Here is a 22,115-nt window from a genome sequence, read left to right as displayed (position 1 = left end):
GTTTACTCGCTCCCGGCGGGTTCGACGCCCATCTCGCTCATGTCCTTGAACAAGTTTTCCACCAGTGGCTTCATGTCTGCCTGCGGCACGTGGCACGCCGTGCAGAAGTACCGCCGCGGTGACACGTCGGCGATCATCTGGCCTTCGCGCGTCAGGTAGTGGGTGACGCTAATCATCGGCGCACCCGACCCTTGGGTGAACTCGCGCTTGTGGCACGACAGGCAGCGGTTGGTGTTGACCGAGAGCTGATAGCCTTCGATCGAATGCGGGATGACCGGAGGCTGGTCAGGATAGGCTCGCATCTTGCGGATGTCGTCAACGACCCACTTTGGCAGGGGGTCGGCGGGCAGCGACTCCATGGGCGAAGTCGCTCCTGTCAGTTCCGAGGCCATCTGAGCGATCGCCGCAGTTCCCGTGAGTAAAACAACGGCAACAAGCGCCGCCGCCAGCTTATGCCGCTTGATCAAGCGGCCGATACGATCTTGACCGCGCATTTCTTGAAATCCGTCTGTTTGGAGATGGGATCGGTAGCGTCGAGCGTAACCTTGTTGATCAACTGGCTAGCGTCGAACCATGGCACGAAGATCACTCCGCTGGGCATGCGGTTGCGGCCTCGCGTTTCCAGCCGCGACCGAATTTCGCCCCGGCGCGAGATGATGCGAATCTCGGCGCCCTGGTTGAGGCCGCGCTTTCGCGCATCGTCGGCGTTCATGAAACACCGCGCCCCGGGGAACGCTCTGAATAGCTCTGGCACGCGCATGGTCATTGAGCCCGAATGCCAGTGCTCGAGAACGCGGCCAGTCACAAGCCACAGGTCGAATTCGTCGTCAGGCGATTCCGCTGGCGGCTCGTACGGCACGGCCAGGATGACCGCCTTGCCGTCCGGACGGCCGTAGAACCGTACCCCCTCGCCCGGCTTGACATAAGGGTCGTAGCCCTCGCGGTACCGCCACTTCGTTTCTTTGCCGTCCACCACGGGCCAACGCAGGCCTCGCTCTTCGTGGTAGCGATCGTAGGGCGCCAGGTCGTGACCGTGGCCTCTGCCGAACGCGGCGTACTCCTCAAACAGGCCCTTCTGCAGGTAGAAGCCGAAGTCCTTGGCCTCGGCGTTTTCGTATTCAGGGTTGATTTCGGCTGCCGGGAACTTGTCGACATTGCCGTTGCGGAACAGGACGTCGAAGAGCGTCTTGCCGCGATATTCCGGGTTAGCGTCGAGGATCTCCGCAGTCCAGACCTCGTCCGTCGTGAAACGCTTCGAGAACTCCACCAGCTGCCAGAGGTCGGAGCGGGCCTCCCCCTTTGCCTGCACCAATTGGTGCCAGACGTGGGTTCGGCGCTCGGCATTGCCGTACGCGCCTTCCTTCTCCACCCACATGGCAGCCGGCAGGATCAGGTCCGCGCTCAAGGCGGTCACGGTCGGGTAGACATCCGACACGACGATGAAGTTGTCGGGATTGCGGTAGCCGGGATAGGTCTCCTGGCTGTTGTTTGGCCCCGCCTGAACGTTGTTGTTAACCTGCACCCAGTAAAAATTGAGCTTGCCGTCCTTGAGCATCCGGTCCTGCTGCACGGCGTGGTATCCGGGTTTGTCGGGCAGCAGACCGTGCGGCAGCTTCCATATTTCCTCGGCATGCGCCCGATGCTCGGGATTGGTAACCACCATGTCGGCGGGCAGGCGATGCGCGAAGGTCCCGACCTCGCGGGCGGTTCCGCACGCCGATGGCTGGCCAGTCAGCGAAAACGGGCTGTTGCCCGGCTCCGAGATTTTGCCCGTCAACAGGTGGATGTTGTAGACCATCTGGTTGGCCCACACGCCGCGGACGTGCTGATTGAACCCCATCGTCCAGAGCGACATGACTTTCCGGGCCGGATCCGCGTAAAGCTCGGCAAGTTCCTCCAAAAACTCGCGTTCAACGCCAGTCAGTTCGACAGTCTTTTCCAGCGTGTATTCCGCCACGAAAGCCTTGAACTCGTCGAAGCCGATCGGCTCCATCTTGCCCGCATCGGCCGCGCCCGTCGCCGCGATTTCCAGCGGGTGTTCAGGCCTGAGACCGTACCCGATGTCCGTGGCGCCCTTCATGAAGGTCGTGTGTTCGCGCACGAACGCCTCGTTGACCCGCCCCGTCGCGATGATGTGGTTCGCGATGTAATTCAGGATCGCCAGATCGGTCCCTGGCTTGAAGATCACCGGAATGTCGGCCAGATCCATGCTGCGGTGGGTGAAGGTCGACAGAACTGCAACCTTCACATGCGGATGCCCAAGCCTGCGGTCCGCCAGGCGCGTCCACAGGATCGGATGCATCTCGGCCATGTTCGAACCCCACAGCACGAAGGCGTCGGCGGCCTCGAAGTCATCGTAGCAGCCCATCGGCTCGTCCATGCCGAACGTCCGCATAAATCCGTAGGCTGCTGACGCCATGCAATGCCGCGCATTGGGGTCGAGGTTGTTGGAGCGGAACCCTGCTCGCATCAGCTTGGTCGCTGCATATCCTTCGAAGATCGTCCACTGGCCGGAGCCGAACATCCCTACGGCGGTAGGCCCCTTCTCCTTCAGCACCTGCTTGCACTTCTCGGCCATCACGTCGAAGGCTTCATCCCAGGAGACTGGCTCGAATTCCCCCTCCTTGTCGAAGACCCCGTTCCGCTTGCGAAGCAGCGGCGTGGTCAGCCTGTCGGCCCCGTACATGATCTTGGAAAGGAAATATCCTTTCACGCAGTTCAGGCCACGGTTGACCTCCGCCTGCATGTCGCCATGCGTGGCAACGACCTGGCCTTCCTTGACTCCGACCATGACCCCGCACCCGGTGCCGCAGAATCGGCATGGCGCTTTCGACCATTTGATCTCGAGGGCACTCACTCCACCGGGGACCGGCTGCGCGGCAGCCGGCAAGGAGATTCCGGCTGCGGCAGCCGCGATGCCAGCCGCATGGGCCTTCAGAACCTCGCGCCGTGTCAGTTCGGTCGTCATTGTCCCGTGACCTCCGCTTCTTCAATGTGTTCAAAAACCATGTTCGCCGCGACCACCCCGTCAAGCAACGCCATCCGCGTCAGGCAGTCGCCCATTGCTCCGGTACTGTCGCCATCAATCACGACGACAATTTTACCTTGGTGCCTGGCCCTGACCTCGACCCCTTCCATTGCCGCAAGCAGGACAGCAACGCTGTCCGCCTTATGGGGAAGCGTAGTCACGACCGCGCTGGAGATATGGCGAATGCGCAGTTCCGGCATGGACTTACCCCTTGCTTCGTTCCGAGATCGTGATTGCCCCGGCGGGGCAGACGCCGATACATCCTCCGCAGCCGCTGCAAGCGGTTTCATTCAGGACAGGCAGGAACGGGCCGCCGACGCGGGGCTGAAACCGGATGGCTTCTTCCGGGCATGCGTCCCTGCAAGATTGGCACGCGATCCCATTGCTCGCAAAACACGACGACCCGATCGAGACCACATGAGCAAACCGCCGGGGAACTTCGCTGCCGAACACGGGTTCAGGGCAGGCTGCAGCGCACCTTCCGCAGAAGGTGCATTCACCGCTGGCGAAATCCAGAAACGGAACGTTTCCTGCGAGCGAAATGATGGTCGTCGGACAGGCATCGACGCATGCTCCGCACCCCGTGCATAGGGCAAGCTCCACCACCCCTGGCGGACGAGCCATAATTTCAGGAGGAGACGACTTCCGTCCGGCGAGAAACGAACGTCTGGTGATGTCGGCGGCGCTCATTTGTGCACCTCAGCCGCCATGCGGCCCGGGTGGGCCAAAGATAATCTGAAACATCCAGACGAGAAATCCGTAGCCGCCAACCACGCCGACGGCCACAACGGGCCAGATTCCAAAGGCCAAAACAAGAAAGGCGAAAAGCTCATTGCGTCGCTTGCGCCGCATATCGGGCACGAGCGCTTCATCGGGTGTGTTTTGAGCCATGAAACCTCTCCCTAGACGTCGAGCGTGTCCGACATCCTTGGTACCTCTCCGAAGATCTTTAGATCGTCTTTATGTCTGGAACGTAACTGCCGATCACGACTGCGTGCTCCCACACGGCCCTTTCTTGTCATCGCACCAGACTAGCCATAAAAGTGGTATTCGCAATACCATTATGAGGGCTTTAGAAGGCGCTGCATTAGGGTGGACTCAACCGTCCTCGACCAAGCCCAGCCGTCGCGGAACAACCGTAGCTGCGGAGGCGCGTCTGCGGGCGCGGTGAAGTGTGACCATGCAGGCATACGCGACTTCCTGCCCACGTTCCCAGATGGGGCAGCGGACGAAAGAGCAACCACACCATGCGCATGACACTTCATACTGACTACGCGCTACGGATGCTGATTTACCTGGCCGTGCATTCCGACCGGACCAGCACGGTAAACGACATTGCTGAAAGCTACGGCATTTCGCGCAACCACTTGCTTAAAGTCACCCTAAACCTCCGGAGATTGGGGCTGGTGTCGACCGCGCGCGGCCGATCCGGCGGCGTTCGCCTGGCGCTCGCGCCCACCGAAATCAATGTCGGCACTGTGGTTCGCGCCATGGGAGACGGCTTCCCTGTGGTCGCGTGCATGGCGGACGGCGAAGGCTGCGTGCTGACACCCGAGTGCAAGTTGCGAAACGTCGTTCGCGCAGCGGTTGGAGCCTATCTTTCTGTCTTCGACAGCTACTCTCTCGCCGATCTAGTTCACAACGGGGACGTGCTCAGGACAATTCTCGATCTTTCCGCAGTCAGCAACGCTCAAGGCACCGTCGCCGCGTGATCATTGCTGCGCATTTTGGGGGCAGGCAAGACATAGGGGGCAATCATGAACTATCGCGAAGCCCAGGAACGCCTTCGCGCCATGGGGATACTCATGAGCAAGCGGGACGGACGAATCCGCCTCAACTATTCCGGAGGTAGCGAAGAGACAGCCTACTATACCCAGGATCTTGAGGATGCGATCGATGCAGGGGGTCGAATGGGACGTTCGCGGCAACCAATGCCAAACTGGTTCACGGTCAAGCCCCCCAAGAGTTCCACAGGAACTTGACGAAGCAGCGTCTAGCGGCCCGGTGGGCATCCGCGGACGAGTAATGGCTGATGGAACGCTGCGATAAATAGCAGAAACGCAACGAGCCAAAGCCCGCCTGACAACACCAGGAGGACTGAACCTTGGCTGGCGATGAGTTCGCCCCCGACGCGAGCGACCGCCGCGCCCGTCATCGCCGCGTAGGCTACCGTGGCGCGAATTGACCGGGCGAAAGCGAGTCCGCTGTGCTTCCGGATCATGCTCCCCATGATGGCCAGCGACATCGTTCCGAACGCCCCTACGGTCCAGGCATGCACCGCGGCCGCCGTGCTGACATGCAACGGCACCAATATGTGCAGGGCCAGCAAGGCGAAGCCCAGCCCGATCCAGCAGTATCCCACATGGAGCGCCGCGACCGCTGCGGGCAAACGAACCTGCCAGCCTCGCCATTGCGTCGCCCGCGCCAGCTGGAGCGAGGCACATGCCGCGCAGGCGACGGCGGTGACTTGCGCGTCGGGCATTGCGATCCAAAAAGACAGCGCCAATGCCGCAGCTGCCGCCGATCCCTTCTCCATCACAGCCAAGGGAGCAGGCACTGACGGAGCACCGGAATTGCAGAGATACGCGGCGGTCAACGCAGGAATGACCCGACCGCCCACGACCATCAGCAGACCTGTCATCGTCGCGAGCGACAGACGCAGCGTGAGATCAACTGGATATGATGCCGCGGTCATGGCTGCGCTGGCAGAGAAGCCGAACAGCAGCAGGACTATCTTGTAGTTCCGACGATCCCTCGAGGAGATAACATACCCCGCCGTCGTCAGGGTGAGCGCAGACAGGAAAACTGCCGCGATAGCTGGCCCGGTGCCGTGCGGCCCAAGGACGTAAGATCCGCGCGCGGCGAACCACAGCGCCAGAAGGAATTTCGTCACCGCGTTCCGCGGCCCTGCCTTCCCAGTCCAACGCGGAAGGGCAGTCAAGAGGAAGCCCGCGAGCATGGCAGGAAACGTGCCGTACAGCAGAGCTTGGCGATGCCAGTCGCCGGCCGACGGGCCCGCAAGCCAAGGCTGTGCCCATGACAACGCGGGGGTCCAAATCGCGGCTCCGAAAAGCGCATCCAGCGAAGCGACGGCGAAAAAGGGACGAAATGGCTGGCTGCCGAAAAACAAGGGTCAGCTGCGCTGCGTATCGGTGGCGCGTTTACCGATCTGAATATGCCAATGGGGTGGCCCGGACTGCAAGCACACCCAACTATGCTCGTCGTCGAAGAAAGCCTTGAACTGACTTTCGAGCCGGGAAGTGTCGAAATCGCAGATGACCACACACGATTGGCCGGGATACAGCCCGTCGAAGGCCGACAAGACTGCTGCCTTTTTCAGAGCAGCTGGCAACTTCCGGACATCGTACGTCAAGCCCATGGTGATTTCCCATTTGTCGTCGCCACCGCATCAGGATTCGATGTGCGTTTCCTTGCGCTGCATCAAAGAGCTTGGAGGCTGTTCCCGTAGGATGGGAAAAAAGGAGATCCATCTTGTCCAGCCTGCCCATTCAGACATCTCGCGAGCAATTTAGATGTTGAACGCCTCCTCACAGGCGGTCTTGAAACTCCGGAGGACCAGGCGGCGCTCCAGCAGGATCCGATTCCTCGTCGCCCGCTGGTGGCTTCGAGAAGTCTGGCGCTGGACCAGATAGGCGATGCTTCCCCTTGTGCCTTCGCCGACCGGAATCATGAGTGTTTGTTTCATCACAAGGAAAGGATGTCTGGGACGCGCTAGGAACGGCAATTCGAGTTGCCATGGTGACCCAAGGAGGAGAAGGCTTCCATGACTGTTCCGATTGTTAAAGCGTATGCGATCTGGAGTTCGGCCGTTGAGCGCTACCAGGATTGGCGGGAGCGTCGAAGGGCCTTGCGCGAAGTGGAAGGTCTAGATCAACGCGAGCGCAGCAGATTGCTTCTCGAGGTCGGCCTGACAACCACAGATTTCTCAACCGCAATGCGGTATGCCTTTGCTTCACGTATTCTACTGCCGGAGGCGTTCAGGTCAGTGGGTGTGGATTACGACAAGTTCGAGGCCCGCCACCCGGAATGGAACCAGGACATGCGCAGGACGTGCATGCTCTGCCCGGAGCGGCGGCGCTGCAGTGCCCGCCTGAAGGACTCGTCGTTCGCGGCGACCTATGCTGAGTTTTGTCCCAATGGCCGTAGTCTGGAAGAACTGGTCTCGGTGCAGTAGGCAGTGGAGCGGTGCGGGGCCAATTGCGCGCCCGCACCGCAATCTGTCAGTCGTCGCCGCAGCAGCACCCGCAGCCCGACTGAACGCGTCGTCCGATTTGGACGCGCCAGGTTTCTGGGCCCTGCTCCAGATATTCCCAATCGAAAAGTCCGGGATATCTCACCTCCAGCTGATAGTGCAGCGGACGCGGGTCATGATCGTTCATGAGCACGAAACAGCTGCCTTCGGCCAAGGATTCGATCTGTCCAAAAATCCGGGGATGCCGCTCGGGACGGGGGATGGCCCGAACGTCGATGACGGGGATGGAATCGTTGTCTGCAACTGCCATGTAGCTTTGTCCTGCGGCCTTCCAACTAAACCCATGCCGAGAGGGGCCCAGTTCCATTCTCGACAGGCGCGGGCAACTTAATGCGGCATGCGCGGCCGCAGATTGTCCAAGCGCAAACAACCGGAAGAAACAGCAGTCCAGGCGACGCTTATTGCGTTGGAACAACGATGGCAGATCGACGAGGCGGGTAAGACAATCGGCGAAACAATAGGTGCCCGATGTCCCAGTCTATCCTGCAAAAGTACGGCGAGGCTCGCCTCCCCCGCTACACCAGCTATCCAACCGCGCCCCGCTTCTCGCCAATGATCGGCGTTGACTCCTATGGTGACTGGCTCGAGCAGCTTGCCAAGAAGGACCCCGTCTCGCTCTACCTGCACATCCCGTTCTGCCGATCGATGTGCTGGTATTGCGGCTGTCACACGACAATCACCCGGCAGGACCGCCCCATCCTCGACTACCTCGCCGTGCTGCGTGACGAGATCCGAATGGTTGCCGAACGCATCCCGCACCGCCTGCCAGTCGGCGAGGTGCATTTCGGCGGTGGCACGCCCACCATCATCTCGCCCGCGGAATTCCTGGCACTCATCGGGCTCTTGAGGGAGCGCTACGCCTTCTCCGACACGACCGGGATCGCTGTCGAAATCGATCCGCGTCGGCTGACGCCCGAAATGGCACACACGCTGGGGCACGCAGGCGTCACCCGCGCCAGTCTCGGCGTACAAAGCTTCGATCCGGTGGTGCAGAAGGCAATCAACCGAATCCAGACCCGGAAGGAAACGGCGGAATCCACTGACAACCTCCGGCGCGCCGGCGTTGAGGGGATCAATTTCGACCTGATCTACGGGCTTCCCCATCAAACGGTGCAGTCCTGCATCGATACGGCCAATGCAGCAATTGAAATGCTGCCGGACCGCTTCGCCGTTTTCGGCTATGCGCATATCCCCTCCTTCAAGAAGCATCAGCGCATGATCGACGAAAATGCCCTGCCCGACGGGGCAGCGCGCAACGAACAGGCGGAAGCGATTGCCGCGACGCTGGTCGCCGCCGGCTATCGGCAAATCGGCCTCGACCATTTCGCCCTGCCCGGAGACGACCTGGTACAGGCGCAGGAGTCGGGCAATCTGAGGCGCAATTTCCAAGGCTATACCACGGACAATTGCGAGACGCTCATCGGCTTCGGCGCTTCTGCCATCGGCCGCATGAAGCACGGCTATGTTCAAAACGAAGTGGCGCCAGGACTATATGCCCAGCATATAGCCGACGGAAAGCTGGCTACGGCCAAGGGCTATCGGCTTACCCACGAGGACAAAGTGAGAGCCGAGATCATAGAGCGGTTGATGTGCGACTTCGAGGTCGACATCGCGGCGGTCAGCCGAACCCACGGTTTCAATGCGTCAGCGTTGCTTACCACCAACGAAAGGCTGGCGCATCTGGCCGACGATGCTGTGGTTCACTATACGGGCAGCATGCTCCGCGTCAGTCAAGAACATCGTTTTGTCATCCGTGCAGTCGCTGCGGCCTTCGACGCATATATCGACCAGTCGACGCGGACGCACAGCCAGGCAGCCTGAAGCTGCTACCGATTAGAACGGATAGAGCCGAGAGAGAGATGCCAGTACCGCAGAACAAGGGTGAGCTTCTCAAGGCTATTGAGCACAATTTTGGCAATCTTATTGGCGATTTAAACGCAGTTCCGGAGGACCTGGTTGATCAGCGATCGCTCGACGGTCACGTGACCGGGTCGCTGATGAGCGTGTCCAACCTGTTAGCGTATCTAGTCGGCTGGAACGAGCTTGTGCTCAAATGGCTCGCCAAAGACGCAGCCGGACAACCGATCGATTTTCCCGATTCGGGCTACAAGTGGAACGAACTTGGGAAGCTCGCGCAAAAATTCTATCGCGACTATGACGACATTCCATATCAGCAGCTCCTTGACCGTCTGGATTCTGCCAAGCGCCAGATCGTTGCCCTTATCGAAACGCGCAGCGACGAACAGCTTTATGGAGGCGTTTGGTATGAGAAATGGTCCATGGGGCGCATGATCCAGTTCAACACTTCGTCTCCCTATGACAATGCCCGCAGGCGGCTCCGGAAATGGAACAAGGCGCAGGCGATTCTGCGCAATTCCCAGGCTTCCTGACCAAGCGACTGTGCCGGGACAGCTGGCTCCGCGGGGCATGCCATCGCGATCCAGTTGGCTGACGACCGCTGTCATCCAACTGGAGGACCCAACAAAAAGGCCCGGCGTGGGAGCGCCGGGCCTTTCAGTATCGCGGCCTTGTCCCCCTAGCCTGCAAGGCTGCGATAAATGGCGGGAAGCGCTGCCGGCAGCCGCCCGATGTTAGAGACCAGCGCATAACCGTTCTGGCCGAACATCGCCGGAACGTAGGATTTCGCCTCGCGGTCGACCGTCACGCCGAACACGCCGAGCCCCATGCGTCGCGCCTCCATCACCGCGCGGCGGCTGTCCTCAAGTGCGAACCGCCCCTCATAGTGATCGATGTCGTTGGGCTTGCCGTCGGTCAGCACCAGAAGCAGCTTCTTCCGGTTGGGCTGCTTGTCGAGCTCGGCGCTCGCGTGCCTGATGGCCGCGCCGATGCGGGTGTAATAGCCCGGCTTCAAGGCCGCAATGCGAGCCTCTACCGTCGCCCCCATCGGCTCATCAAAAGCCTTCACCGACTCGATCCGGACCCAATCTCGGCGGCGCGACGTAAAGGTGAGGATCGAGTGATTGTCGCCACAGGCGGTGAGCCCGTTGGCCAGGATCAGCAAGGCTTCCTTCTCGACGTCGAGCACGCGTCGGTTGTCGAACCAGGCGTCAGTCGACAGCGAAACGTCGACGAGGATGGTGACGGCAAGGTCGTGCACCTGCGGCCGGCTCATCAGATGGATGCGGTCGCTGCCCTGCCCGCCGGCGGCCAGGTCGGTGCGGGCGCGTACCACCGCATCGAGGTCGAGGTCGGCACCGTCGAGTTGAGCGCGCAGCACTTCGCGGCGTGGCCGCAACACTTCAAACTGGCGACGCACGCGTCGAATGAGGCGTCTCGTTTCGATGTCCGGCTCGGCTGTGCTACCTAGCGCCGAAGCAGGTGCTGCCAGCACCCGGCAATGGTCGGGTAGGTAGGTGCCCGAGCGGAAATCCCATTCCGGATAGGTCCGTTCCGCCGTCAGCGGCGTCCGGTCCAGCGCTTCCGGCGGCAAATCGAGGTCGAAGCGAAAGCGCGATGCCGGACGGCCCTTCCGCTCGCCAAACGTCATGTCGTCAAGGTCTTCGGCCGCCTTGGCGTCGTCGTCGCTGTCGTCGGACGGACGGTCAATATTGACCATCTCGGCCATCGCAAGGATCTTCTCGAAGCGATTGAGGATGAAAGGGCTGCGCTCGTCGGTCCGTGCATCCGCGTTTTCGCGGACGGCGACCTTTCGTTCGGTTTCGGCGCCATCAGCCTCGCGGCCGCCAGCGACGGGTTCGTCTTCGCCACGGCGCGGCGCGGTCTCGGCGCGCAGCAAGGCGTCGGGCCATAACGGTATGGGCAGCATCGGCAAGTAACCCGCCGGTGCACGGTGGGGAAAGATCACGGGCAGCGTATCGTCGAGCAGTCCTGCCTGATGTCTCAGCAGGCCCGTCACGCGCCCTTCGACCTGCGCTTCAACCGTGGGAAGCGGACCGCGCTGGCGGGCAGCAAGCGTTGCCGCCGCAAGTCGGCTATAGCGCCGTCCAAGTCCCGGAAGAGCTGCCACCACTCTGGCCGTCGTCTCTTCCGCACGCCGAAGCACTGCAAGGTCGCGCAGCAAGGGGTCCGTTTCCACGATGGAGTCCAGCGGCATCACCGCCATATAGGCAGCCAGCCAGATATAGAGGTCGCGGTTGAGTGCCCTGTCCGGAAACAGGTCGATCGATGCAGGCAGCATAAGGGACGAGCGGTCGCGCGCTGGCTGGGCGAGCTTTTCCTCGCCGAGCCCCATGCGCTGCCACCAACCGAGGCGGTGGCCAGAAGTCTTGCCGCGAACTGCAGCGACCTGGACCGCCCCTTCGCCGCCGAAACCACGGAAGCAGATCGCCAGCACAGGCTGCACTGCAGCCAGCTTCACCGCATGTTCCGGGTGGCGCGGCCAGGTCTGGACGTGGCCGATCAGGCGGTGCCAGGCGCGGCCGACCGTTTCCTCCAGCTCAAGGAAATCCAGCATGACATGCGCCTCAGCGGATCAGGGAATCGGCCAGTTCGGTCAGGGCTGTCTTGACGTCAGGCTCGTCGGTCAGCGGCGCGATCATCGCGGCAAGCACCGCCTCGCGCACTGGCACGCCGGCGTCGATCAGGCTGGCGCAATAGACAAGCAGACGGGTCGACGCGCCCTCCTCGAGGTCATGTCCTTTCAGCGCGCGAATGCGCCGGGCCAATTCGACAAGCGGCGCCACCTGGGCGTCAGCGAGGCCGCTTTCGGCCGACACCACGGCGATTTCGTCAGACTTGGGCAGGAAATCGAACTCGATGGCGACAAAACGCTGACGAGTGCTCGGCTTCAGGCTTTTCAGGAGGTTCTGGTATCCGGGATTGTAGGACACGACGAGCATGAAACTCGCCGGAGCCGCCAATTGCTCACCCGTGCGTTCCAGCGGCAGGATGCGGCGATCGTCGGTCAGGGGATGCAGCACCACGGCGACATCCTTGCGTGCCTCGACGATCTCATCGAGATAGCAGATGCCGCCCTCGCGCACTGCGCGGGTGAGCGGCCCGTCTACCCAGACGGTATCGCCGCCCATCAACAGGTAGCGCCCGGTGAGGTCGGCAGCGGCCAGGTCGTCGTGGCAGGATACGGTCGAGAGTGGCAGCCCAAGCTTCGCCGCCATGTGGCTGACGAAACGAGTCTTCCCGCAGCCAGTTGGCCCCTTGAGCAGTAGCGGCAAGCGCCGTGCCCAGGCGCGTTCGAACAAGCTGCATTCATTGGCCGAGGGGCTGTAGTAGGCGGGCGCGTCGGCGGCGGGACGGATAGGTAATGCGATTGTCATGGGAGGAACTCCGGAGGAGGCAGGCAGGCATGGGGTGCATGGCCCCGGAATGCTCCGGGGCCATGTACGGAAAGTCATTCGGCTGGCTGCAGGATGCGGGCCGGCTTCTCGCTGCGCTGGCGGCCGGGCACGAGCACGGCCCACATGAACATCAGCGCGGAGACGACCACGACAACGCCGGAACCGAGGCGCACCCAGTAGAACAGCGCGAGCTGGTCCTGCACGTCCATGAAGCTCTCGCCCAGCACACGCTGGAGATGCACTTGGACGACACCCGCGAAGGTCAGCGCAAAGGTCATCACCGACATGGCCGTGACCATCATCCAGAAGCTGACGATCGAGAGCCACTGGTTGTAAGGTGCGCGTCCCTTAATCTCGGGGATGGCGTAAGCCATCATGGCGAGATTAAGCATCACGTAAGCGCCGAAGAAGGCGAGGTGTCCATGCGCGGCAGTCACCTGCGTGCCGTGGGTGTAGTAGTTCACCGACGAAAGTGTGTGCAGGAAGCCCCAGACGCCGGCGCCGAAGAATGCCATCACCGAACAGCCGATGGACCAAAGCAATGCCGCCTTGTTGGGATGGTTCCGGCCCGCCTTCCAGGTCATATGGACGGTGAACGCGACCATGGAGAAGAAGGGCGCGACTTCAAGCGTCGAAAACAGCGAACCGATCCACTGCCAGTAGCCTGGCGCGCCAATCCAGTAGTAGTGGTGGCCGGTGCCAAGAATGCCGGAGAACAGCGCCAGGCCGACGATGATGTAGAGCCATTTCTCCACGACCTCACGGTCCACGCCGTTGAGTTTGATCATCAGGAACGCCAGCACCGACGCCATGATCAGTTCCCACACCCCCTCGACCCAGAGATGGATGACATACCACCAGTACATCTTGTCGAGTGCGAGGTTGGAGGGGTTGTAGAACGAGAACAGGAAGAAGATCGCCAGCGCCCAAAGGCCGAACAGCAGGATGTTGGTGATCGTCGTCTTGCGGCCCTTCAGCGCCGTCATGGTGATGTTGAACAGGAACATCAGGACCACGACGACTATGCCGACCTTGATGACGAAGGGCTGCTCGAGAAACTCGCGGCCCTCGTGAATGCGGAACAGGTAGCCGACCACGGCGACGCCGGCCGCGATGAAGAACATCCAGAATTGGATGATCGCCAGCTTCGGGCTGAAGAGCTCGGTCTCGGTTTCCTCTGGCAGCAGATAGTAGGTCGCGCCCATGAAGCCCATCAAAAGCCAGACCACCAGCGCGTTGGTGTGAATCATCCTGATGATGTTGAACGGCAGAAGCTCGGACAGCGTATTGGGCAGCACATAGATGGTCCCGGCGAGAACGCCGAAGGCGACCTGAGCCAAAAACAGGACCAGCGCGCCGTAGAAATAGGTCATCGCGACCTTTTGCGTTTGGTATTTCATATCTCTCTCCTTGGCGCCTCAGCCTGCCTCGTTCGGGGGCCACTTCTGGGTCTTGATGCGGCTGGTCCATTCGAGAAAATCGGCAAGATCGTTCAGCTCCTCGTCGCTGAGGTGGAACTGCGGCATCTGGCGGCGGCCCTCGATCCCCGAAGGCTGCGCCGCCATCCAGGCCTTGAGCGTGTCGCGCGCGCCGTCGGGGTCGCTTTCGCCGCCATAGCGCTTCCACACATTGCCCAGCTCGGGCGCGAAATAGGCGCCCTCGCCCAGGATCGTGTGGCAGTTGATGCAGGAGTTCTTTTCCCAGACGTGCTTGCCGCGCGCCACGGAGTCCGTCAGCGTCTTCTCGTCCGTCGAGGTCGTGCGGATGTAATAATGGCTGTGGGCCGTTAACCCGACGAAGATTGCGAAGAAGAAGATCGAGCCGCCGTAAAAGACGTTTCGAGCCCCCGTTTTTGTGAGGCGTTCTGCCATCACGCGTTCCTTTCCCAGTCAGAATTCCGCGGGCGCGGTATGGTTCGAACGGTTTCATCCCGGCGGGCCAGCCACCGCTCTCCGGATGCCGTCCGGTCCGAACCCTTCTATGAGTTTGGGGAAGACGTTCTTTGCGTTTTGGCAAACAAAAGCGGACTGCTTCAGCCTGCCGCGACGGAGACGACGAGCGTTCTCGCCAGTGCACCAAGCGCAAGGACCAGACACCAGCAGAGCAACGCACGCAGCATTGTTGGGTTGCTGCCGCGCAGGCCCATGAAATCCCTCGCTACAAGACGCACCTTCAAGAAGGCGAGCCCCAAAACGAACACAAGACCGATGACGGGCCAGGACAGCTGTGCTGCAAATGCACTCGCGCCACTCAGGGCAAGCAACGCAAGCCATGCGAACGTCAGTCGCCTCGGGTTGCTGGGGTCCACGCTGCTCATACCAGATACACGATCGGAAACATGACGATCCATATCAGGTCGAAAGTGTGCCAGAGCGTTGCGATGAGATGCGTGTTCGCCGGCGCAAACCGCACACTCACCACCAGCAACACGAAAGCCCCAAACACAACGTGCATCAGGTGGAAGCCTGTCAGCAGGAAATAGAGTTCGAAGAACACGCCATAGGCATCGTCTCCGGCAAAGCCGATCTCGCCGCTGTATTCGGCAATCTTGATGGCCGCGAACAAGAAGCCCAAGAGGGCGGCGCGTATGAGTGCCCACCTCGCCCGGTCCCGGGATGCATTGGCCGACGTTGCCAGGGCAGCCTGCCAGCCGCTCGTAAGGAGCACGCCGGTGTTAATGGCGGCGAGCGACGTGTTGAGGTGTACCCGCGCGGCCGCGAACTGGTCAATTTGCATGGCGCCCGCGACAAGGAATGCGCCGAGCAGTAGGCCAAAGGCGGCCAACTCGCTCCAGACTAATATCCAAAGGAGAAAATCATCGCTGCCGTCCGCTTCCTCAGCGGCGTGCGTTACAAGTGTGGCTGCTTCCATCCTGCGACCTAGTGCTGAACCGCGAGCAGCTTCTTTGTCATGGCGCAAATGTCTTTGTGATCGCGCAAAGACGCGGTCACGCGGCAGGATATGCTCGCAACCGCTTAAACTCCGGCACCTGAGCTGGCCGGACTCGCGACAATTCGTCGAAAGGGGCCGATATGTCGGACGCACAAATTGGTCTAGCCGTTGCAACTCCAATCATCGTTGGTTTCGCTGGCCTCATGTACCGGATGGGGGTACTTCAAAAGACTGGCACGATTGCTGCCGTCATGTGCACTCTGGTAGTCTTTGCCATACTGTTGATGGGCCAGTAGATGTCCAAGTCGAAGTCGGACTGCCCCAGATGGCTGGCTGAACTCAATCGCCGGCACACCCGGCTGCTGATGCTCTGCGACATGCTGGAGAACATCGCCGACTCCCTTCCGCGCCATGTCACGCCCGCCCTGTGCAGGACAGTTGCGACATCTCTTAAGCCAGAACTCGACCGTGTATGCGAGATCGAAGAACTGTTCTGCTTTCCGTATCCCACAGGACTCGCGGAGGCACACGCATCGAGCGAAACCTTGTGCCGGATGTGTCGAGAGCATGAGGGCGACAGGGCCGCGGCCGAAGAAATAGTCAGGACGCTGACCAAGCTTGCGCACGGGCGAAAGGACGTGAACTGGGACGCCACAGGTTACATGCTACGGTCGTTCTTTGTCGGGGTCCGACGTCACGTCGCAAACGAACAATGCATGCTCGGTTTCAGTGGGACCCAGGCCTCGCGGCATTGAGCAACGTTGGCGGACCTTGTCCGCAGCGGCCTATCTGTACAGCCCGCGTGGACGGAATATTTCGCTGGAAGAACACCGCGCCATCGGCCTAGTCGCGACGGCATCCGCGCGTCACCTACCTGCAGCAGCGCTAATATTTCTTCCCACCGTATCCCAATTTTCAACCCTTTTGGGTCATCGTGTCGCCTTAGCTGGGAGGCAGAGGCGCAATGGTCGACGTGAAGGGAATATCCAAGCACGGATGGCGGCAGTTGGCTGCCTGGACCGGTTTCGGAACACTAGGTTGCGTTGCCGTGTCGGCCGCCATCAACTTCATGGTATTCATGAGAATGGGGGGCGAATCTCTTCACCTCAGCATGGTTTCGGCGACAATAATTCCGGTTATCCTGGCCGTCCCGCTATTTTCCTATCTTACGCTGAAGTTGCGAGAGCTCGCGGTCGCTAACCACAAGCTTGAAGACGCTGCCACAACTGATCGCCTGACCATGTGCCTGAACCGCACTGCTTTTGCCGCCATGGTCGAAGCGCGGATGGGCCGCGACGGCCGGGCAGCTTGTTCCCGCGGGTCCTTTCTCGTCATTGATGCGGATCACTTCAAGGCGGTCAATGACCGTTACGGACATGATCAGGGTGACGAGGCGCTCCAGTTGATTTCCGCCGCAATAAAATCGGCACTCCGCTCAGATGATCTTTTTGGGCGTCTCGGCGGCGAAGAATTTGGCGTGTTTCTACCGGGCACGTCGGAAACGGATGCTGCAGGAGTCGCTGAGAGGATTCGTGCCAAGATAAAAGCAACGTCTTTTCGCCCAGACGGAAACGAACACGTGTTGACTGTGAGCGTGGGCGGCGCAGCCTTTTCGCCTCTTCCCGGTTTCGCGGAAATGTTCAAAATCGCTGACCGGAGCCTGTACGAAGCTAAGCATGGCGGGCGTGATCGAGTGGCTTTTATGTCCTTCGACGAAATCCAGAACGGCAACACTTCGTATCTGAACAAACGCGTGCACCTTCACTGAGGTCGGAGCCGAATGTCAGGCGCTGTTACGGCTGGTTGCAACTAGCAGCCGTCGCGCCAGCGCTCGTTGCTTGACGTAGCGTCAGGGTGAGCTGATGTTGGGCCAAGCTCATTCGCAAGCATCCCCTCGCAAGCGGCCCTCCGAGCCCAGCGCCCGCCCTTGACCCCACTCGCGGCGGGCGCGATCTATCCCCGGCAAAAGTGCGGAATTAGGTAGCAAAGACCACCAGCTTCAACCATTTAATGCATCTTTCATGCAAGAATGGTTGTCTCCGCAAAAGACTGTTTCAGTTCGGGAATATACGATTTCGATTTATGCAACATGACTGCGATCAGCGATGTGCGGGCCCGCCGACGTTGGCCATTACCTCGTGGTATCGTTTAACAGTGTCGGGCTCCACGCCATATGCCACACAGTTCACTTCGCTGATCGACTCGATGATGTCCGAGAACGACTGAACGATAATATCGAAGTCTTCTCCCTCGATATCCGCGAACGCTTCCGTCGCGAAGTCGTTCGGCATCATTGCCGGCGCATCGACCACTCTGCTGAGAAATTCACCGTCTGCGTCATCAAGGCGTCGCCGCATCCTGATTTCGATAGATCGCGGTACTCTCTTGGTGGTCGCTGCCACAAGATAGGACGGCGCTGTGATCGCATAGCCTTCGGAGATGGCTTTGCTGGGGTATTTTGTATCCGCCAGTTCGTACAATGTCGTCATGCCGATGCAGCCGCCCGGTCCGCTTGTTGCCATCGATAAATGGCTGCAGATACGCGATGCCTGCGATATCAGCTACAAGTTCTAAGCTGAACAATCCTCACAAAGCTAGCGTGCGGAGTGCCGCTGCCGGCCCATTTGGCCTGATTTCGGCTGCTTGGGCCGCGCCGGGCGGCAGCAAGAGCCTTCATTGAGACATTCGAGCGCTAGAGCTCGAATGTCTTAGGTTCCTGCGGTGAAGTGCTTGGCGCGCGAGGCTACCGAGAAGCCGCTAGGTAGTCATCCGCAACGAAGCCGGAATAGTCGTCGAGAACCTTGTCGATCCTGCCTTGAGACTTTAGAAATTCGGCAGTCAGCCTCAGCGTCTTGGCTGCGCCGCCTTCGGCGCCACAGCCCAGCCAAGCACAGGAAGCCTGCTCCTTCAGCGACGGATATTTGTATTGTGATAGGTCTTCTGTAACGGTGCTGGCATCGGCGCCAAAGAGATCTGAAATAAGCTTGATGTTGGCAGAGTCGATCGCCCACGCGGCAGGGTTGTTTCTGTAATCGCGGTTGGCCTGGTCGATTACGCTCGTAAACTGCTGCATGAATTCAGCGTTATCCCGGGCAAATTCAGTACTGACGGCCATCCCTTCGAATGTGCAGCGCCCCATCTCACAGATTTGGCCGGCCGTAACGAGGGGGGTGCCATTCCGTTTAAGACGCGCCATCGCCGCGCCCCAAATGAAGGCACCGTCAATGTCTTTGCGTTCCCATGCAGCTGCCGCCTTGTTCGGATCCAGGTTCAGCACGGTGACCTGATCATCGACGCCCCATTTCTTCAGCGCGTACATGAGTTGGTAGTGGCTCGTGCTCGCAAAAGGCACTGCCAGCCGCTTGCCGACCAGATCCTGTGGCGAACTGATGCCGCTGTCGTTTCGGACATAAAGCGCTTCGGCGCTGGCTATATCCTCCAGCACCCAGAACAGTTTGATGTCCAGCCCTGCGGTAGACGCAACCGCCAACGGGCTCGAGCCAAGCACACTTAGGTCGATGGAACCCGACGCCATGGCGCTTATTATTTCGGCGCCCGTGTTGAACTGGTGCCAGTTGATCGTGTACCCGGTCTCTGTCTCGAAGGCCCCGTCCGCCAGACGGGCGATCCAGGGGCTGGTGGTCAATTGATATGCCACATCAACGATTTTCTGCTCGGCTGACGCTGGACCCGCAAACGACAACGCGGACAAGGCCATTGCACCGACTGCCGCTAGATTTCTGGCGAAATTCATCAGTTCCTCCTCAAATGTTTATCTTTTTTTTCGGTGTGGTCGGGTCGGTTTAGCTGTTGGCTTTTGAGACAGTGCCAGCGGCCACGCAGAGGATCTCAAACATCAGCGTGGCCGCCGCGAGAGCTGTGTTGCCGCTGGTATCGAATGGCGGTGAAACCTCGACAACGTCGGCGCCGACGCAGGTAATGCCTTCAAGGCCACGGACGAGGCACTGGGCCTCGTAAGTCGTCATACCGCCGATTTCCGGCGTTCCAGTCCCGGGTGCGTAGGCTGGGTCAAGCACGTCAATGTCGAAACTGACATAGGTCGCTTGCGAGCCCACGCGAGCGCGGGTTTCGCGCAGTACCTGTTCGACTCCTAACCTCTTGTATTCGTCGAAGTCGATCACGCGGATGCCCTGATCGCGTCCCCAGCAATCGTCCCCGTCAGCATAAAGAGCGCCACGGATTCCGATTTGCACAGTGCGGTTCGGGTCGAGAATCCCCTCCTCGATTGCCCGGCGAAACGGGGTCCCGTGCGTGTATTTCTGGCCGTCGAAATACGAATCCCATGTGTCCGTATGGGCGTCGATGTGGACCATTCCCAAGGGACCTACGTGCTTACTGATCGCGCGCATGACCGGAAGCGTGCTCAGATGATCACCTCCGACAAAAAGGGGAACTATGCCCGAGGAGCAGACGTCGTCGACGAAACGCTCAATTCGCTGCATCGAATCTGCGAGATCAGCAGGATTAACAGGTGTATCGCCCATATCGGCGCAACGGCAGAGAGCGAAAGGATTCACACCAGTCGCGCGATTGACGTTGCGAACCATAGTTGACGCGTCTCGCACCTGCCGCGGTCCCTGCCTCGCTCCTGGTCGATTGGTCGTCCCGCCGTCCCACGGGATTCCAAACAACCCAATCTGGATGTCGTCCCAATCGGATGAACCGGGAAGAATTAGCGGGAGCCGCATCAATGTCGCTGCCCCCGCATATCGGGGCATTTGTGTTCCGGTCACAGGCGTAAATCGGCGGTCCGCCATTGCAATACCTTTCTGGAATATTCGGTCGACCCGGCATTGATGTCAGGCTGACCCAAGCGGACAAATGCCTATCTCCTCAAGTTGACTTCTGGCCAAACCGAAGTGAGCATCCCGGGCCGCTTTAAGTTTCGATGCCGCCGGCCGGCCGAAAACAGCGTTTCGGGGGGTAATGCACATGAGGGCCGTGTCCGACTTCGATCTTCGCCTTTTGACGGTCTTCAAGACGGTGGTGGAGTGTGGGGGGCTCTCCACCTCCCAGTCGGCTCTCGACATGAGCCTCTCCAACATCAGTACGCACATGGCGAACCTCGAGAAGAGGGTCGGATTCAAGATCTGCAATCGCGGAAGATCAGGTTTTAAGCTCACGCCTGGCGGAACAGAGCTCTACGCTTCAGTGGAGGAACTTTTCCAATCAATAGATCAATTCCAAAACAAGGCCTGGTGCACCAAAACCCATATCGGCAAGGAATTGTGTTTGGGTATCATCGACGGGTTAATTTCAGAACGTCAATTCTCAATACAGAAAGCGATTCAATCTCTGTCTTTGCAAGAACGTAACGTCTTAATTCGGATGGATATTATGCCTCCGAACAAATTGAAAAGCAGTCTAGCTGAGGGAGACATAGATCTAGCGATTGGCCCAACGTCTATCGTATCAAAGGCTGTCGTTTGCCAAGAGATTTTTCGCGAAAAGATTACGCTTTATTGTGCAAAGAATCATGAGTTATCTGAGCCGGAAACCCAACAAGAGAGGCTTATTCGCTCGGGGGCGACCTTTGATTTTGTATCTAGGGGCTATCTGAGAGAGTCCCAGCAGCCAAGTTACATTGACAACTTGAGGACAGCTGCAATCGTGCATTCAATGGAGGCAGCAGCGATGTTAATTCTCAGTGGAAAGTACATTGGCTTCCTCCCTGACCATTTTGCGAGAAGATGGGAAGACACAAAGGAACTGACTCGCGTTCTCCCAAGCATGACAAGCCACACCGTGCCGTTTGGCGTCATGTATCGTCGCGACCACAAGCTCTCTCGGGGGGCAAAGGTAGTTATTGAGCAATTGCGGCCAATGGTGTCCGGGGGCGGCGCATCGGATTGAAGGCGACAGGTCGAATAGGCCGTCGTCAAGAGGATGCCGCCCACGGAAATAGTGTTGGCTACCGGAGCCAGGACAGCAACAGTCAGAGCACGTTTTAAGGCGGCAAATCCGTCGTGGCCGCGACGCATAATCTCGACATGGCAGCGCGGATGAACTGTCGTATCAAACTTGTCGGTGGCAAGATCACTGAGGCGGTTCCAGGCTAACGGTGTATAATAGCGGTCACCGTGGCTGACAGATTCAAGTCGGCCCACGCCCACTTTGCCCGCTATCGCCGACACATCCGACCGGACACTATGTCAGGGTCCCCAATAAGCACACGAACATGAAGAACAGACCTTTTCTCAATCGACTTGGTTTTGCCATACAGGGCTTGCGAGAGGGGTGGCAACGTGAATACAGCTTCCGGGCCCAGGTGATGATCGGCCTAATCATTGCCTTGAGTGTAGTGCTCCTCGGTGCTTCCAGTATTTGGCTGGCCATCGTGGGGCTAGCAATTGCACTTGTCTTGGGTGCGGAACTGTTCAATTCCGCCCTTGAAACACTCGTCGATCGCCTGCACCCGGAAATACACCCCGAAATTCGCGTAGTGAAGGATATGGCTGCTGCCGGGGTGCTGCTGATCTGCCTTGGTGCGTCGGCAAGATCATTCCTGTCCATGCCATCTCCTGACCCGGGCAAATGGATCGGCGATCATGTACCAGCACCGCGGGGATCGACAGAGTCCGCACGCCGCCTCCTTGCCATGACGCGGCCTGTCGGGCGAACCCTC

Annotated in this window: 26 protein-coding genes; 9 read left to right on the top strand and 17 right to left on the bottom strand. The window is 59.8% G+C overall.

All coding sequences use genetic code 11. The features are described from left to right. Positions 1-2: 2 nt before the first annotated feature. From HNQ95_RS27090 to napE, 5 genes are read right to left on the bottom strand one after another with little or no spacing between them, the layout of a single operon-like run. Positions 3-494, bottom strand: a complete 492-nt coding sequence (locus tag HNQ95_RS27090) for a nitrate reductase cytochrome c-type subunit (RefSeq protein ID WP_067964975.1) — start codon at positions 492-494, stop codon at positions 3-5. Further along, positions 464-2,968, bottom strand: coding sequence for a periplasmic nitrate reductase subunit alpha (napA, locus tag HNQ95_RS27085; protein WP_067964978.1), 2,505 nt, complete (start codon positions 2,966-2,968; stop codon positions 464-466). Before napA ends, HNQ95_RS27090 begins: the two co-directional genes overlap by 31 nt. Beyond that, positions 2,965-3,228, bottom strand: coding sequence for a chaperone NapD (locus HNQ95_RS27080; protein ID WP_067964980.1), 264 nt, complete (start codon positions 3,226-3,228; stop codon positions 2,965-2,967). The genes napA and HNQ95_RS27080 overlap by 4 nt, the downstream gene beginning before the upstream one ends. A gap of 4 nt (positions 3,229-3,232) precedes the next feature. Then, entirely contained in the window at positions 3,233-3,718 is a 486-nt protein-coding gene (locus tag HNQ95_RS27075; RefSeq protein ID WP_083948676.1) for a ferredoxin-type protein NapF, read from the bottom strand. Between the two features lie 9 nt (positions 3,719-3,727). Continuing rightward, on the bottom strand, positions 3,728-3,880 hold the full coding sequence (gene napE, locus HNQ95_RS27070) for a periplasmic nitrate reductase, NapE protein (protein WP_154386989.1): 153 nt from the start codon (positions 3,878-3,880) through the stop codon (positions 3,728-3,730). Positions 3,881-4,275: 395 nt separating this feature from the next. On the opposite strand from napE, the gene HNQ95_RS27065 reads away from it, so the two are divergent. Together HNQ95_RS27065 and HNQ95_RS27060 are read left to right on the top strand one after the other, a co-directional pair. After that, the gene (locus HNQ95_RS27065; RefSeq protein WP_067964985.1) at positions 4,276-4,740 is read left to right on the top strand and encodes an RrF2 family transcriptional regulator; all 465 of its coding nucleotides are present in this window, start codon (positions 4,276-4,278) and stop codon (positions 4,738-4,740) included. Between the two features lie 45 nt (positions 4,741-4,785). Continuing rightward, complete coding sequence (locus HNQ95_RS27060; protein WP_182575674.1) at positions 4,786-5,010, top strand: hypothetical protein; 225 nt, start codon at positions 4,786-4,788, stop codon at positions 5,008-5,010. Positions 5,011-5,021: 11 nt separating this feature from the next. Here HNQ95_RS27060 and HNQ95_RS27055 read toward each other — a convergent pair whose 3' ends face one another. Further along, the gene (locus HNQ95_RS27055; protein WP_083948677.1) at positions 5,022-6,158 is read right to left on the bottom strand and encodes an NnrS family protein; all 1,137 of its coding nucleotides are present in this window, start codon (positions 6,156-6,158) and stop codon (positions 5,022-5,024) included. A gap of 3 nt (positions 6,159-6,161) precedes the next feature. Beyond that, a complete protein-coding gene (locus HNQ95_RS27050) occupies positions 6,162-6,407 on the bottom strand; it encodes a DUF2249 domain-containing protein (RefSeq protein ID WP_067964988.1) in 246 nt (81 codons plus the stop codon). Positions 6,408-6,812: 405 nt separating this feature from the next. Here HNQ95_RS27050 and HNQ95_RS27040 point away from each other — a divergent pair, with 405 nt between their 5' ends. Then, positions 6,813-7,223 (top strand): hypothetical protein, encoded by a 411-nt coding sequence (locus tag HNQ95_RS27040; RefSeq protein ID WP_067964990.1) that lies wholly within the window; start codon positions 6,813-6,815, stop codon positions 7,221-7,223. Between the two features lie 46 nt (positions 7,224-7,269). Here HNQ95_RS27040 and HNQ95_RS27035 read toward each other — a convergent pair whose 3' ends face one another. Beyond that, positions 7,270-7,551 carry a DUF2249 domain-containing protein gene (locus HNQ95_RS27035; RefSeq protein ID WP_067964992.1) on the bottom strand — a complete coding sequence of 94 codons (282 nt, stop codon included), beginning with the start codon at positions 7,549-7,551 and terminating at the stop codon, positions 7,270-7,272. Positions 7,552-7,769: 218 nt separating this feature from the next. Between HNQ95_RS27035 and hemN the strand changes: the two genes are divergently transcribed. Continuing rightward, entirely contained in the window at positions 7,770-9,122 is a 1,353-nt protein-coding gene (gene hemN / locus HNQ95_RS27030) for an oxygen-independent coproporphyrinogen III oxidase (RefSeq protein WP_067964994.1), read from the top strand. Positions 9,123-9,160: 38 nt separating this feature from the next. Then, on the top strand, positions 9,161-9,691 hold the full coding sequence (locus HNQ95_RS27025) for a ClbS/DfsB family four-helix bundle protein (protein ID WP_067964996.1): 531 nt from the start codon (positions 9,161-9,163) through the stop codon (positions 9,689-9,691). Positions 9,692-9,837: 146 nt separating this feature from the next. Here HNQ95_RS27025 and HNQ95_RS27020 read toward each other — a convergent pair whose 3' ends face one another. The 6 genes from HNQ95_RS27020 to HNQ95_RS26995 all read right to left on the bottom strand — a co-directional run bounded on the left by HNQ95_RS27020 (position 9,838) and on the right by HNQ95_RS26995 (position 15,448). Further along, positions 9,838-11,736, bottom strand: a complete 1,899-nt coding sequence (locus HNQ95_RS27020; RefSeq protein ID WP_067964998.1) for a nitric oxide reductase activation protein NorD — start codon at positions 11,734-11,736, stop codon at positions 9,838-9,840. Between the two features lie 10 nt (positions 11,737-11,746). Further along, positions 11,747-12,556, bottom strand: a complete 810-nt coding sequence (locus HNQ95_RS27015) for a CbbQ/NirQ/NorQ/GpvN family protein (protein WP_067965000.1) — start codon at positions 12,554-12,556, stop codon at positions 11,747-11,749. A gap of 74 nt (positions 12,557-12,630) precedes the next feature. After that, positions 12,631-13,977, bottom strand: a complete 1,347-nt coding sequence (locus tag HNQ95_RS27010; RefSeq protein ID WP_067965002.1) for a cbb3-type cytochrome c oxidase subunit I — start codon at positions 13,975-13,977, stop codon at positions 12,631-12,633. 18 nt (positions 13,978-13,995) lie between these two features. Further along, complete coding sequence (locus HNQ95_RS27005) at positions 13,996-14,448, bottom strand: c-type cytochrome (RefSeq protein WP_067965004.1); 453 nt, start codon at positions 14,446-14,448, stop codon at positions 13,996-13,998. 161 nt (positions 14,449-14,609) lie between these two features. After that, positions 14,610-14,894, bottom strand: coding sequence for a cytochrome C oxidase subunit IV family protein (locus HNQ95_RS27000; RefSeq protein WP_067965006.1), 285 nt, complete (start codon positions 14,892-14,894; stop codon positions 14,610-14,612). Further along, positions 14,891-15,448, bottom strand: a complete 558-nt coding sequence (locus HNQ95_RS26995) for a cytochrome c oxidase subunit 3 (RefSeq protein WP_067965007.1) — start codon at positions 15,446-15,448, stop codon at positions 14,891-14,893. The genes HNQ95_RS27000 and HNQ95_RS26995 overlap by 4 nt, the downstream gene beginning before the upstream one ends. A 317-nt stretch (positions 15,449-15,765) precedes the next feature. On the opposite strand from HNQ95_RS26995, the gene HNQ95_RS26990 reads away from it, so the two are divergent. After that, positions 15,766-16,224: a hemerythrin domain-containing protein gene (locus HNQ95_RS26990; RefSeq protein WP_067965009.1), complete on the top strand. Its 459-nt coding sequence runs from the start codon at positions 15,766-15,768 to the stop codon at positions 16,222-16,224. A 209-nt stretch (positions 16,225-16,433) separates the two neighbouring features. Further along, positions 16,434-17,237: a GGDEF domain-containing protein gene (locus tag HNQ95_RS26985; protein WP_154386980.1), complete on the top strand. Its 804-nt coding sequence runs from the start codon at positions 16,434-16,436 to the stop codon at positions 17,235-17,237. A 331-nt stretch (positions 17,238-17,568) separates the two neighbouring features. Here the strand turns inward: HNQ95_RS26985 and HNQ95_RS26980 are convergent, their stop codons facing one another. From HNQ95_RS26980 to speB, 3 genes are all read right to left on the bottom strand, one after another. Beyond that, positions 17,569-17,958 carry a hypothetical protein gene (locus HNQ95_RS26980; protein WP_067965012.1) on the bottom strand — a complete coding sequence of 130 codons (390 nt, stop codon included), beginning with the start codon at positions 17,956-17,958 and terminating at the stop codon, positions 17,569-17,571. A 254-nt stretch (positions 17,959-18,212) separates the two neighbouring features. Beyond that, positions 18,213-19,223, bottom strand: a complete 1,011-nt coding sequence (gene tauA / locus HNQ95_RS26970; protein ID WP_083948678.1) for a taurine ABC transporter substrate-binding protein — start codon at positions 19,221-19,223, stop codon at positions 18,213-18,215. Positions 19,224-19,272: 49 nt separating this feature from the next. Further along, a complete protein-coding gene (gene speB / locus HNQ95_RS26965; RefSeq protein WP_312874168.1) occupies positions 19,273-20,178 on the bottom strand; it encodes an agmatinase in 906 nt (301 codons plus the stop codon). A 253-nt stretch (positions 20,179-20,431) separates the two neighbouring features. On the opposite strand from speB, the gene HNQ95_RS26960 reads away from it, so the two are divergent. Continuing rightward, complete coding sequence (locus HNQ95_RS26960) at positions 20,432-21,343, top strand: LysR family transcriptional regulator (protein ID WP_169808362.1); 912 nt, start codon at positions 20,432-20,434, stop codon at positions 21,341-21,343. A gap of 325 nt (positions 21,344-21,668) precedes the next feature. Then, on the top strand, positions 21,669-22,115 hold a 447-nt coding region (locus HNQ95_RS26955), incomplete at its 3' end, for a diacylglycerol kinase (RefSeq protein WP_182575675.1).

It is taken from the genome of Aminobacter ciceronei (assembly GCF_014138625.1).
Taxonomy (GTDB): domain Bacteria; phylum Pseudomonadota; class Alphaproteobacteria; order Rhizobiales; family Rhizobiaceae; genus Aminobacter; species Aminobacter ciceronei.
Note: the sequence above shows the minus strand (reverse complement) of the source record. Positions and strands in the feature narration are given on the sequence as shown.